The sequence below is a fragment of the Pseudomonas chaetocerotis genome (assembly GCF_015712105.2).
GTDB classification, from domain to species: Bacteria; Pseudomonadota; Gammaproteobacteria; order Pseudomonadales; family Pseudomonadaceae; genus Aquipseudomonas; species Aquipseudomonas chaetocerotis.
In genome coordinates this window covers 1-11,939 of record NZ_JACFYX020000019.1, presented here as the reverse complement: position 1 = coordinate 11,939, position 11,939 = coordinate 1, and the positions used below count along the sequence as shown (strand labels likewise).

General features: G+C 53.0%; 13 protein-coding genes. 3 read left to right on the top strand and 10 right to left on the bottom strand.

Annotated elements, in window-relative coordinates:
• Positions 1 to 78: 78 nt before the first annotated feature.
• Together H3221_RS24440 and radC are read left to right on the top strand one after the other, a co-directional pair.
• Positions 79 to 984, top strand: a complete 906-nt coding sequence (locus H3221_RS24440; protein WP_196476653.1) for a recombination directionality factor — start codon at positions 79 to 81, stop codon at positions 982 to 984.
• A 10-nt stretch (positions 985 to 994) separates the two neighbouring features.
• Positions 995 to 1,492: a RadC family protein gene (gene radC / locus H3221_RS24435; RefSeq protein ID WP_182367127.1), complete on the top strand. Its 498-nt coding sequence runs from the start codon at positions 995 to 997 to the stop codon at positions 1,490 to 1,492.
• A gap of 323 nt (positions 1,493 to 1,815) precedes the next feature.
• Here the strand turns inward: radC and H3221_RS24430 are convergent, their stop codons facing one another.
• The 4 genes from H3221_RS24430 to H3221_RS24415 all read right to left on the bottom strand — a co-directional run bounded on the left by H3221_RS24430 (position 1,816) and on the right by H3221_RS24415 (position 5,007).
• The gene (locus H3221_RS24430) at positions 1,816 to 2,163 is read right to left on the bottom strand and encodes a helix-turn-helix domain-containing protein (protein ID WP_061242395.1); all 348 of its coding nucleotides are present in this window, start codon (positions 2,161 to 2,163) and stop codon (positions 1,816 to 1,818) included.
• Positions 2,164 to 2,700: 537 nt separating this feature from the next.
• Positions 2,701 to 2,928, bottom strand: a complete 228-nt coding sequence (locus tag H3221_RS24425; RefSeq protein WP_196476652.1) for a helix-turn-helix transcriptional regulator — start codon at positions 2,926 to 2,928, stop codon at positions 2,701 to 2,703.
• A gap of 35 nt (positions 2,929 to 2,963) precedes the next feature.
• A complete protein-coding gene (locus tag H3221_RS24420) occupies positions 2,964 to 3,641 on the bottom strand; it encodes an inovirus Gp2 family protein (RefSeq protein ID WP_182367129.1) in 678 nt (225 codons plus the stop codon).
• Positions 3,642 to 3,858: 217 nt separating this feature from the next.
• Complete coding sequence (locus H3221_RS24415) at positions 3,859 to 5,007, bottom strand: hypothetical protein (RefSeq protein WP_196476651.1); 1,149 nt, start codon at positions 5,005 to 5,007, stop codon at positions 3,859 to 3,861.
• 222 nt (positions 5,008 to 5,229) lie between these two features.
• Here H3221_RS24415 and H3221_RS24410 point away from each other — a divergent pair, with 222 nt between their 5' ends.
• Complete coding sequence (locus H3221_RS24410) at positions 5,230 to 5,895, top strand: hypothetical protein (protein ID WP_182367133.1); 666 nt, start codon at positions 5,230 to 5,232, stop codon at positions 5,893 to 5,895.
• 119 nt (positions 5,896 to 6,014) lie between these two features.
• Here H3221_RS24410 and H3221_RS24405 read toward each other — a convergent pair whose 3' ends face one another.
• The 6 genes from H3221_RS24405 to H3221_RS24380 form a co-directional block, all read right to left on the bottom strand.
• On the bottom strand, positions 6,015 to 6,596 hold the full coding sequence (locus H3221_RS24405; protein WP_182367134.1) for a dTMP kinase: 582 nt from the start codon (positions 6,594 to 6,596) through the stop codon (positions 6,015 to 6,017).
• 1 nt (position 6,597) lies between these two features.
• Positions 6,598 to 7,824, bottom strand: coding sequence for a B12-binding domain-containing radical SAM protein (locus tag H3221_RS24400; protein ID WP_182367136.1), 1,227 nt, complete (start codon positions 7,822 to 7,824; stop codon positions 6,598 to 6,600).
• A complete protein-coding gene (locus H3221_RS24395) occupies positions 7,821 to 8,060 on the bottom strand; it encodes a phosphoribosylglycinamide formyltransferase (protein WP_182367138.1) in 240 nt (79 codons plus the stop codon). Before H3221_RS24395 ends, H3221_RS24400 begins: the two co-directional genes overlap by 4 nt.
• Positions 8,061 to 8,157: 97 nt before the next feature.
• A complete protein-coding gene (locus H3221_RS24390; protein WP_196476650.1) occupies positions 8,158 to 10,362 on the bottom strand; it encodes an ankyrin repeat domain-containing protein in 2,205 nt (734 codons plus the stop codon).
• A gap of 523 nt (positions 10,363 to 10,885) precedes the next feature.
• Entirely contained in the window at positions 10,886 to 11,413 is a 528-nt protein-coding gene (locus H3221_RS24385; protein WP_196476649.1) for a DUF2514 family protein, read from the bottom strand.
• On the bottom strand, positions 11,413 to 11,850 hold the full coding sequence (locus H3221_RS24380; RefSeq protein WP_196476648.1) for a cell wall hydrolase: 438 nt from the start codon (positions 11,848 to 11,850) through the stop codon (positions 11,413 to 11,415). The genes H3221_RS24385 and H3221_RS24380 overlap by 1 nt, the downstream gene beginning before the upstream one ends.
• Between the last annotated feature and the right edge of the window lie 89 nt (positions 11,851 to 11,939).

Genomic DNA, 11,939 nt, shown 5'->3' with positions numbered 1-11,939 from the left:
TCTCACGCCCTTCCCCCTTGGCCGGTCCATGCAGTTCGCACTGCGTGGCTGGCCTTTTTTATTTCCAGGAGAACCACCATGCTCAAAGGTCTGGCTATCACCCCGCCGGTACTCGGGCGGATTTCCATCGGCAAGGTCATCGAGAAGAACGGCAAGCGTCTGCCGGAAAAGGATGATCAGTTCACCATTACCTCTCAGGTGCAGGGCAAGGATGGCTGGCTCCTGCACCCACTGAATGACGAACTGCGCCAAAGCGATGGCGACAAGCTACGCAGCATCCCCATACGCCTGTTGTTCAACGAACCAGAGTTAAATTTCCGCGCCGACTACACCCTGTTCGATCGGCAGTCTGGGCGTCCGTTGTGTGTCGGCAACGGTGATACCTGCAAGCGCGTCACGCAGGACGGCATGCAATCTCTACCCTGCCCTTCCCCAGATGCCTGCTCCTTGGCCAAGGGCGGAGCGTGCAAGCCCTATGGCCGACTCAACGTGGTGATTGGGGACGAGGATCCGCTGGGCAGCTTCGTCTTCCGTACCACCGGCTTCAATAGCATCCGCACCATCGCCGCTCGGCTGCATTACTTCCAGGCCATCTCGGGCAATCGCCTGGCCTGCCTGCCACTGGAACTGCGCCTGCGTGGCAAGTCCACTCGCCAGAGCCACGGCACACCGATCTTTTACGTCGACCTGACAGTACGCCACAGCACGGACATGACCCAAACGCTGCAGGCCACCCATGAGCTCGATGCACAACGACAAGCAACTGGCTTCGATCAGGCTGCGCTGGATGACGCCGCGCGTCGAGGCTTTGCCAATGGCGCCTTCGAAGACAGTGAGGAAGACGCGGGCGCCATTGTTGAGGAGTTCTACCCCACCGACAGCGGCAGCCCTACCAGCACCTGCCAAGCCGCACCGAGAACCAGCCTGAGCGAGAAATTGGAATCAAAGGCTCAACGGCTCAGCGCCCCCTCTCCTCAGAACTAAGGACACCATCATGAAACTGCACAAACTGAAGGCCAGTGAGCCAAGCGGAACCTACCTGGTTGAATCGCCAATCACTGAAGCTGACATCCTGCTAATGGCTAGGCAACTCGCCAATCAACGCCTTCGTCGGGGGCGGGCACTGACCTCTCCACGGGAGGTTTTTATCCATTTGCAAGCACTGCTCGCCGATTACGAACACGAGGTCTTTGCTCTGCTTTTGCTCGACAGCAAGAACCGGGTGATCACGTTTCACGAAATGTTCCGAGGCACCCTGGACGGCGCAAGCGTTTACCCGAGAGAGGTGGTCAAGATGGCACTGGCGCACAACGCGGCAGCGATCATCCTGGTCCACAACCATCCTTCAGGTGATCCCGAGCCAAGCCATGCGGACCGCAACCTGACGCACAGGCTGCAGGAAGCGTTGAACGTGGTTGGCGTACGAACGCTCGATCATGTCGTGGTAGGCAAAGAAGGCTGTGTATCTCTAGCCGAGTCTGGCTACTTGTGAGGAGACCATCATGAAATGCTTGATATGCAGCTCCTCGGTAGTTCTGACCCTAGATGCTGCAAGTGCCATTGCACGCACTCTTGGAATCGCGGAAAGCTTCATCAGGGGCACTCAGCGAGCTACCGTCAGCGCCAGCCCAGCAGCCCCTCAGCCACTGGCGCAAGTGCTGAATATGATCACTGACGGAACATCAGCGGTCTCGTCCGAATGGGAGGGTATCAACACCTGGATTCAGGACATGCAGAAGTATCAGTTCATGGGGCACACGTGTCTTTGCTTGCGCTGCGGAGCATTGTTCGATGCCCCCCAATCCAGCGCTTAGCTCAACTACGCGCCAGCCTTTCAACCAAACGCTCTACAACCTCCATCACCAGTTGCCTGTCGTCTCCACCCAGGGAGGAAAGCAAAGCATGGAGACGACGCGCCTGGTCCTCTGGACGGTCACTCGCTTCTGTCAGGAGTTCAGCTGTTTCGCAGCCGAAGACACCAGCCAACTCCACCAGTCGCTCGATGTTGGGCATGACCACGCCGCGCTCAATCCGCGACACCGCTTCGCTGCCTATCCCCAGTCGCTCGGCAACCTGCTCCTGGCTGAGTCCGGATTGCAGGCGCTGCCGAGCAATCGCCCGTCCCACTACATCAGCCAGCCTTTTCGATTCGGTCTTTGACATCACACCCTCCAGTCATCCCAGATGGTCGTGTCACAACCTGTTGACATGAAGGACCCATAAAGTCGAGACTCAACCTTAAGGGTTGCCATTCATCTCAAATGGCTTGCTCGTTGGAAAAAACCCGCCCAGTACCGCCCCCCTTTCGTCACAGAAAGTGCCAGATGTTTACCTCACTTGCTGAGGCGAAATGCTCAATCATGCAGATGAAAAAACATCGGCATAATTAAAAAATGGAGTGTAACTAATGCTGATAGTCATACTTTGGATCACCCTGGCCATAGTGCTCGGGTTTACCGCCAAAGCAAACGGAAGGTCATTCTGGATCTGGTTCATTCTCGGGATGATAATTGACCCAATACTGGCTTGGATTGTTTATGTAATTGTCGTAAAGAGCCAATAGCACTTGAAAGCTTCTGAAATCCCTCAGCTCTCCTGAGGGATTTTTTTTGCGTCAGACCGCATAGCTTCGAGGCCAAGCTGTAGAGACTCTTCAATTACGACGGCCGTTTGGCAATCTGTCCATTGGTCAAATGGTATCTAGCCAGCCAACCTCAGCCGATCTGGCCGCCCTGCAGCACTCTTTGCCAAATTGCGCTCTTGGATTTTAGCAACAACCCAGTCCTGCACCTCATCGTCTACCCAGCCGACACATCGCTCCCCCAAGGAGACTGGTTTCGGAAAGGCCTCTTCCGCGATGTACTTGTAGACGGTCGAGCGAGCCAGCCCCGTTACCTGCATTACTTCTTTCAGTCGAATCAGTCTCATGATTGAAACTCCATTGGTTTGTCCCATGAGATGGCTCATTCCTGTGTAACTTGAATGCGGCGTAATTGACTCATGCCGAAGTTCCGCTCTCCATCGCCGTACCGTTTAGTCTGCAACTTGGCGAAATAACTGAGACGGTAGAAGACACCATAGAGCTGTAGACTTGATCGCGGCCCACGGCGCATCAGCGCAGAAGTAGGGCACTCCGGAAAGTGAACACCCGTCCGTGCTTGCCTCCAGTCGATACTCAGCGCGACACCCCACGCCTTACAGATACGCCCAGACAACATCTCGTCGTAGTCCCGATCCCCATCACCCAAGCGCCCGTAATTTCCTAGCGAAAAATAGGCGTCATGATTGAGCAATATGGCCAAATGAAAATGTGGTTGGTCAGCTTCGTTCCATTCACGCACCCAGACGTAACGCACCATTGGGTCATAAGCTCGCTTACCAGCAGATTGTTTAACCCCTTGAGCGTGCTTAAGCTGGGCCTTTATAGACTCGATGAAACGTGTAATCGCGTTTTCTGAAATGCTGCAACTCTTTGGGCTGTGTAGGTCAACACGTATGACAGTCCATCTAGGGTGCTCAGCTAAGCACCACATAAGCAAATGATGGATACGATTCAGGTAGTGTAAGTGCAATTGGTCATGCTCCATCTGGATTGGCAGGCCTAGCCATTCGATGGAGTTTTTTGGAGGTGTCTTGAACATGAGGCGTGTCCCTGTGATTAGTCTCACAAGAACCGACTTATCTGTAGAGCGTTAATTTGCTCATACGTCACTACTAAATATTAACTAACCAACGTTGCCCATCATACGCCTGACCGCCATAACAGAGCAGGCATAAGCCTGACGTATAAAACAGACAAATAAAGTCTAAGTTTTCACTCTGAAGTTATCAACACCACTCAACCCAGCAAACCAACAGTCACTCCCTTAAAGCGGAGTGACTTGAGTATATCGAATTAACTTGTAACCTTACCATCCCCGGGCGCCCAACCGGATAGCAACTCACCCCAAGAAGTGACTCCTCCCTAAAAATACCTTTCGTGGAAAACAGCTGCAAAACCTCGCCTTGCAATTGAATCGCCACCCGCTCTAAAAGCACTTCAATCAAACTAGAATCTTTTAAACCGCCCTCACTCGGTATAACAGAGTCTATGTCATCCATGTGAAAAAACTCTCTTAGCACACCCCCAATAACTCTTTTCAGCTCCCCCTCTACTTCAGCTATCTCACTCGATAGCGCAACACATAGACAGATAAAGAGATAGCGCCTAAACGCAGCATCATCTAGCCTCAGCAATTGTAAGTCAGCATAACGATGTTTAGCACTACTCATATTAAATCCACACACTCTCCTCAACTCATCGAAACCTGAGCCACCATTCCCGGCAAACCAGCCTAAAACCCCAGGAATATCCATTATTGAAACGTGCTCAACAGAAAAATCTTTAATTGTTGATGGACCCAGTAAAAAATAAACATTCTCCTTAGATAAAATCTTACCTTTCGGAAAATCCGTATTTACACAAGAAATGAAGCCTTCATCATCCAACATTGAAAGCAATCGTCGCACGGTAGACTCATGAAGGCCAACATCTTCAGCCAGAGTAACAGCGCTTACACGTATCAGCACCGACGCCCCCACTAATGTTGAAGGTCGGCCCTTCGTCTCCCCTGATGCAACCCACAGCTGTGCCAGCAGACATCGTTCTGTAACCGACAACTGACTAAACACTCCTGACTCTGAACTCAGAATCTTTAGACAGACCGTCTCACTTAGAGCCAATCCCTTCGGCGCCTTAAATTTTATGTTCAATCGGTAAGTTTCTACCGGACGCCCAAGCGTCTTCTTCTTACCTTTAGTAAAGGCCCTATGGCTCACCAAGGCTTTAAGGCCTTGGCTCACTCCGGTCTTGCTATATCCGACCGCCTCAGCAAGCTTAGCCACCCCGCCGTCCCACACCTCTCCATCGGCAACCAGTCCTCTTTCAAGCATGAGGTAGGCAAGGTAACGCGCCTTGGGTTCCACTCCTCTTAAGGCCGAAAAAACCTGATAAAGCCTAGCGTTCATGCTGCTCTCCTGCAGAAAATCGGATCAATTTAGACAGTACTTTATCCTGGATTTAACATCTATAAAAAGCTTGAACTATACCCCAATTAATATCAGGATAAACGCTGCCTAAAAATCACTTGTGATTTCACTTGTGACCTATAATTCTCAAGCGAAACGCTCAATAGAAAAAATTAATTAAAAAAATAAATAAAATAGATTTATGAAATTAAGGAGATGCAAATGCTTGAGGAAACAGAACGCTTAGCCTGGATCGACAGCCAACGAAAAAAGAGAGGCGAGCTAATGGAGTGGCTGCTACGTGATTATAAAATGCAACTTCATCTAGACGAAATTGACTCAGTTGCTAAAGAGATCAAAAAGGAAAAAAACAATAGAACCTCTTTTACAAATCTCAACCTAGATATAAAAAAGAAATCTTTAAAAGAAAAAGAGAAGGCTGCCTGGATTGCGATAGAATTTGAAATTAAAATCTTAACCAACAAAGAGTTCAGCAAATTAAAAAGTCGATGGTCTTCCTATTTAAATAGAAAGCACTCAAAAAGCATCGGATGCAGCATCTCTCATGATTCTCACGAAAAACTAATGGAGTTAAAGGGAAAGCACAAGCTGAAAGACACCATTGAAGTTATGATATCCCTTATCCACTGCAGACAAACTGAAATCATCTCAACAAATATAATAAAGCCAAAAACAACACCTCTTCTGGATCACTTCAAAACATTAGAAAGGGTCGAAATCAAACCCCAACCAAACGCAAGCGACATTTTTCTATCCGCACAAAACGACACTGGCTTATTACAGGGGATAATATCCAAACAAGCCGCTAGCATTGAGATGCTTTTAAAGCAAATTGATACCCTCAAGCGAAATCGACAAAACACGTGACAAAAGTCAGCCACATCAACAAAACTTCCGAGTGAGACCGCGTCAACAAGATCTAGCGTAGCACTGCAATATTCGTATCGATTGAGCAAGCTCTTTTCGCAGGGTGGCAATTGCAGGGGCTATTCAGGTCTGTCAGATAAGCAGAACGGCAGTTGCCTAATTCTTTGTTCCAACTCGACGGACAAAGCTTCCGCAGTAAAGGAAGTAACATCAACGGAAATGTCTGCATGCGACCTTAGCTCTTCAAGCACGCACTCACGAAAGCCTGGATCAAGTGTTTCCATGTCTTCTGCGGTTGCGCCGCGAGCGCTTAGTCGTCGTTGTCGCTCAGGCTCGTCGAGCACAAGCAGGATAGTGATATCTGGCTGGGGCAGGCTCTTGCTCAGCGCACCCAGATCAGCCGATACGCCACGAGCTTTTGCGTAGGCCAGTGTCGAGGCCCAGTAGCGATCCATAAACACCCACTCGCCACGTTCAACCAGGCTGCGTGCATGCCTCCCTTCGCTGGAAACGCTGGCCGCATAGAACAGCGCCTTGGCAAGTTCATCATGGGCAAATGCCTCCAGAATAGCTGGGCGGCCACTACGCAATGCGGGTCCAGGGGTACTCATTGCGTGGCCCGAAAAACGCTCGGCCAGTCTGTTCATAATCGTAGATTTTCCCACGCCGTCGAGGCCCTCAATAGCAACAAACCCAGCCATTTCAGTTCTCCTCCAGCAGCTTGGCGATACGAGCCATTTCGGTATATTCCGTTTCAGAGAAACTATTGCTGGCGACTACAATGGGAATAGCCTGGTCATCGCTTTCCTTGAATCCATAGAGCTGTTTCTGCTCGTATAGTGGTGTCCCCCTGAGCAACATCAGTGGCCAGGCCCTTATCCGAGGCACCCGCCGCTGCACACACCAATCAACACTGCTACGGAAGCTGTCTAATGTTTGATTGGGCAAGCCGTAAATCAGTGAAACCTCAAAGTCTATTTGCCGTTCATGTAACTGACGGATTCGGCTGCAGATGATATCCAGACGGTTGGGCCTTTTGATCGCCCGGTACTCGGCCTCTACGGTGGTCTGCAGACCGAACTCCAGGGTGACATTGAGTCCCTCAAGCGCATCCAGAAATTCCGGGGTACAGGTCTCGAAGCGGCATTGCAGAGAAAGGTGCGCAGTTACACCCGCCGCTTTAGCGCTGTTTAGGATCTGAATGGCTCGCTTGGCATCATTGTGAAAAATCGGATCCAGCACCGAGATGCGCTTTACCTTCGCAGCAGCAAACATCGCGAGCTCTTTCTCCAGCCGATGGCCATCAAACCATTGGTGCTTGAGGCGTATGCCTGGCTCGCGGTGCTGGCAGAACGAGCACCTGAACGGGCAGCCGCGCTGAGTCTCCCAACGAATACTGCTCTGTAAATCAGCTGTTTCCAGCAGGTACGGTGAGGGTAAGGTCAACAGATCGTGATCTGCTTTGCGGCCCAGATCGGTGGTGCCGGCGATATGGATGCCACAGTCATCGGGTGTGGTACCGCTGGCCAGTGCAACCATGGCCATCTCGCCCTGGCCACGAACGAAATACCTTACTAGCGGATATTTGCTTTCCAATTGGCCCTTGGCCATATAGGAAATTTGCGGTCCGCCAAGGACAACCTCTGCCCCAGTGTCCTGAATCGAATGAGCCAGGACGCGAACCTCTGCGTCGTTCCAGACAAAGGTACCGAAGCCAACCAGGCAGCCAGGGCCGGCCTGTCTAATGGCCTGCAGCAAACGGGCCTGCACCTGTGCCAGTGAGAAGGAAGTGCTGTTCACTTGTGCGTCGACAATCTGAAATGACGCACCGGCTGCGCGCAAAGCCGCAGCGATAGAAGCGATCCCTAATCCGGTTTTACCGTCCTGCGGCCGACGCCAATCCAATGAAACCAAGATTACCGGCCTCATGGCGTCAGCTCCTGGCTGGCGTGCCGGTATCGCTCAGCGTGGCCACGTAAGCGTTGCCTTACATCACGGCGGAAGTTCTGGAATGCGCGGCAATCTCCGGGCGTGCTAGGCACAATAACCATGCCGCAGCCATTGGGCGGAAAGAGCTTATAGTGCCGGCCTTTTGCATAGCTCCAGCCAAGTTGAAGCAGGTCCAATACGAGTTTGTTGATGTCCTTGTTCTTACTGAAGTACATGGTGGTTCCTCTGGTGCGTGGCTTTGTGCGCACGATGCAGCAGAGGTGACTTTCGAAGCCCGACAGCCAGCCGAAAGAAAAATCAAAAAATGTATCGTCAGTTTGTGGCGTGCTCAGGCAGCAGCGTCAGCAAGTACTCGATCACCCTTTGCCGCTTGTAACTGACTGCGACCCAAAGCGCATTCCTCTCATCACCGGGGCGGTCCTCGTCCAGTGAAAGCCAAGGGTTTCCACCAGCCGCGATCATGGCTTTGAGTACATCAAGATCACCCAACTGCGCTGCGAACAATGTAGGCGTCCAGAGGTCGCGATGGCCGTTAAAGTCTGGGTAGCGTCGATTTGGATCTGCTTTCTTGTCCAATAATGTCATGACCACCTCACGACGCTCATCGGTGGTCCGGCTGTAATGCTGCTTTACAGCCTCGAAAATGAGCTTCTTTTGCGGGTCAACGAGCATCGCATGCACATCAAGGCGTTGAGCCGGTAGCTCACAATCCAGAATGGCACCGTTCTTGGCATCGAAAGAATCGGCCGGAACGCGCCCTTCCAGGTAGGCTCTCAACTGCGCAGGATCATTTACATGGACACTGTCATGAAGCAGTGCCATGGCATAAACCAGAGCGCTTGGGGAGTTGAAGCAAGGCAGCTCCATATCAGCGCCAAGCGATATGAGTCGCCCAACAACTTTTGCATCAGCCATATTCATGGCGATCTGTAATGGCGTCTCCCGCTTGCTGGAAGCTGACCGGTTTGCAGTTTCTGGAGCGATATCCAAGCTCAGCAGATACTGCAGAATTTCGGGATCTTTTCGGTCATGTCCTCGACGCAGCGCCATGATCAGGGCGTTTTCGCCTGATTCCGGGATGAAAACATTTGGATCCCCGCCTGCCAGAGCAAGCTCTTTGACATCTTCAAGCGTCCCCATCAGGACTGCATCCATCAACGGCGTATAGCGGACGCGTCCATCGGACTGGGCGCGCTTTCGGTTTGGGTTTGCCAGATCCTTGGGTGATAGGACAAACGGACCAACTACATAACGCATGGCCGGCGGGATTCGCTGCGTAGCCTTTTGTGGCGCAAACAGTCGCTCAAACTCAAAGGAGATTAGGCGCATTGCCTGTTCATCCAGCTCTCGCTTGGGTGGGTTGTTCAAACCCAGCAAAAAACATTTGTCCCAGTAGTGGTTTGCCTGAACCTGATCACCCACGCCAACGGCGTAGCACAAAGCTTCATGGATAAGCGGATGCTGGTGTGACCCAGCCCGCCACCAAGCCGCATGGCATGCGCTTGCGTAGAGCTTTAGCGCATTGTCCTTCTCGCCAAGATTTGCGGCCAACCTTGCCGAGAACCAGCGCCAAAGATACTCATGGGCCGTATAGACCTCAGGTGAGGTGCGCTCACAGAGCGAGCGAAGCCAGTCAAGGCGATCACGGATGGCCTTGTGGTTTTCCACTGCATTGGCAAACAAACGTTGGATGGCGTTGAGTACAGGAGCAATCTGGTCACGTATAGGCAGGCTATGCCAGTCTGCTGCCTCACGCTTCAGTAAGACAATGAACTGCTCCTCTGTCCTTAGAGGCAGCTGGCCTTGCATAAAAAAGTCGCGTTTGACTGTGTCGCGCAGATCGGCGGGCAATGACTGTATTGCGACCACCATGATCAGCCAACCGGATAGTCGCTCTATCTGCTGGCGGGGCAATTGGCACTCGCCGACGAGTGCCATAACCGTATCGCGGTACGGCCACAGGCTTTTACCGATAGCGTTACCCTGCTGCCAGCGTTCTAGAGTGCGCTCGTCCAGATCCGCGTGATTGGCAAGCCGCGCCAACAATTGTTGTGCAGAAAGTGAGCTTATTTGCTGTGCAGCGATAAGCCAGGAGGCAAAGGGGGAATCCCACCACTGCCGCATATCCGGTAACGGTAATTCCTGATGTATGCGGCGAACAAAGCCCGAGATCTCAGGGATTACCAACATCCTAAAGATGGCAGACCGTGCGCGATCCTGAATCATCCCGGTGGTATCTACCTTTCGCGCCAGTGAGCGCAGCAGTTTGCCGTACCTGGTCCAGGCCGACTCGATCAGATTGCTCCAGTCCGCCCCAGCATCATCCCGAATGGCCCGTAGCCATTGAGCTTGGCAGTTCTCCAATAAGTTGAAGTTACCAGCCGGACGTTCTTCGAGGGCTAGATGATCGATATCCCGACCCAATCCTTTGCTTTCCAGAAAGGGGCGGTAACCAGTAGCTGTTAGCAATGCCCTAAAGAGATTGCTGGGGGTAGGCAAAACCACCAAATCATTCATTTCGCATCCTTGCAGCACCTTGTTTACGAAGCCCAGCGCCCAAAATGTACACAATAGATGCTACCGGAGACCTGACCAAATGAGTGCCTGGAGCTGCTGACACTATCAGCTGATCCCTATAATTTTGGCCGTTAGCCGCCAGCGCTCTAAACCAAACTCATCTCCTACAGTAGGAGAGCTAAGGTCCTTTACGCCTTCCCGCCGCGCCATTCTTCAGCGGTGGCACAAAAAGTGGCACAAAAATCCAAGGCATCGCAAAATCACTAGGCATAAAAAAATCCAGTCACCGCTAAGTGACTGGATTTTTTAGGGTTTTTTGGTCGGGACGGAGTGATTCGAACACTCGACCCCTTGCACCCCATGCATGCGCCACTAGCCACGTAAGCTACTGATTATACTAGAAAACCACTCATATACGGCTAGGCAAACTAAAGCCAATAACGCATCAATGCAAACGATTTCATGCGGCCTGCAGCGCAGGTTTTGCGCCGACAAATCATCCCGCCTCGCCCGTCCTGGGCAACTACTCTCCCCTCAAACCGTCATGCGATTTCTCGCAAGCAGCCCCGGCTATTCCTCGCTGGTCGGCGATTCCAGCATAGAGTCGAACAGCCTCTCCGAGCCGGCCGAGCATGTCGGTTCGCACTCTGGCGGCGTCTTCGGCTGTCTGGCCGAGCTGGGCAGTGATGGAATTGCCGGCGTCACGACTGCGCTGCTCAGCGGCTGCGAGGCGCAACTTGAGCCGCTCAAGAGCACTGCCAGCACGCTCAGCATCGCCACGCGCTGCAGCCAGTTGTTTCTTGGCTTCTGCATCTGCTTTCTCCGTAGCGGCCTGGCGCCGCTGGTTTTCCTGAATGAGGAACATCGCCGCACGCCGGTCGCGCTCAGCTACTTGGGCGCGGTAGTTGCTGTGGGCGGACCTCTCGTTGGCCAGGGCCGCCTGCAGGCCCGCTACGCGCACCTGCTGGACGCCGCCGACCGCCATCGCAAGCACCACCCCAGCGATCCACGGCCAGGCCCAGGACGGGACCAGCTTCAGCCAGCCGGCCATCACGGCACGTCCTTGAAGAAGATGTGCCGACCGATCTTGCGTGTACGGGTAGCACCATTCACCCACGCCGGCGGCTTCTTCATCGTCGTGGAGTAGTAGTGCGTAGCGCCCCCAGTCGGGTCGAGCTCATGGCCATCGATCACAGCCACCGCAGCCTCACGACACTGCATGAACTGCGCGGCCGGGATGGGCTTTTCACCGCGCAGGTAGGCGCTGTTCGGGTCGTTCTTGTTCCAGCAGCTGAACTGCCATGGCGCCTTGCATACGCCTGCATAGCCTTCGCCCCACCAGTCCGGTTTGCCGTCGTTGTGCAGGTCCATCTCTACGCGGTTGCGGATGCACCAACCAACGGCGATCTGGCCGCCCTGCCCTTCGCCGCGTGCCTCGCCCCAGATGGTCCGGGCAAGCACGTCGATGTCTTGTTCACGTTGGGTCATGATTTCTCCAGGCACAAAAAAGCCCGCACTCGGCGGGCCTTGGGATGGGTTGCGGGTTATGCAGGCGGCGCGTGATGCCTGTCCGTGTA

Coding starts and splice junctions, on each gene's coding strand:
- H3221_RS24440 (WP_196476653.1), top strand. CDS start 79: ATGCTCAAAGGTCTGGCTATCACCCCGCCGGTACTCGGGCGGATTTCC.
- radC (WP_182367127.1), top strand. CDS start 995: ATGAAACTGCACAAACTGAAGGCCAGTGAGCCAAGCGGAACCTACCTG.
- H3221_RS24430 (WP_061242395.1), bottom strand. CDS start 2,163: ATGTCAAAGACCGAATCGAAAAGGCTGGCTGATGTAGTGGGACGGGCG.
- H3221_RS24425 (WP_196476652.1), bottom strand. CDS start 2,928: ATGAGACTGATTCGACTGAAAGAAGTAATGCAGGTAACGGGGCTGGCT.
- H3221_RS24420 (WP_182367129.1), bottom strand. CDS start 3,641: ATGTTCAAGACACCTCCAAAAAACTCCATCGAATGGCTAGGCCTGCCA.
- H3221_RS24415 (WP_196476651.1), bottom strand. CDS start 5,007: ATGAACGCTAGGCTTTATCAGGTTTTTTCGGCCTTAAGAGGAGTGGAA.
- H3221_RS24410 (WP_182367133.1), top strand. CDS start 5,230: ATGCTTGAGGAAACAGAACGCTTAGCCTGGATCGACAGCCAACGAAAA.
- H3221_RS24405 (WP_182367134.1), bottom strand. CDS start 6,596: ATGGCTGGGTTTGTTGCTATTGAGGGCCTCGACGGCGTGGGAAAATCT.
- H3221_RS24400 (WP_182367136.1), bottom strand. CDS start 7,824: ATGAGGCCGGTAATCTTGGTTTCATTGGATTGGCGTCGGCCGCAGGAC.
- H3221_RS24395 (WP_182367138.1), bottom strand. CDS start 8,060: ATGTACTTCAGTAAGAACAAGGACATCAACAAACTCGTATTGGACCTG.
- H3221_RS24390 (WP_196476650.1), bottom strand. CDS start 10,362: ATGAATGATTTGGTGGTTTTGCCTACCCCCAGCAATCTCTTTAGGGCA.
- H3221_RS24385 (WP_196476649.1), bottom strand. CDS start 11,413: ATGGCCGGCTGGCTGAAGCTGGTCCCGTCCTGGGCCTGGCCGTGGATC.
- H3221_RS24380 (WP_196476648.1), bottom strand. CDS start 11,850: ATGACCCAACGTGAACAAGACATCGACGTGCTTGCCCGGACCATCTGG.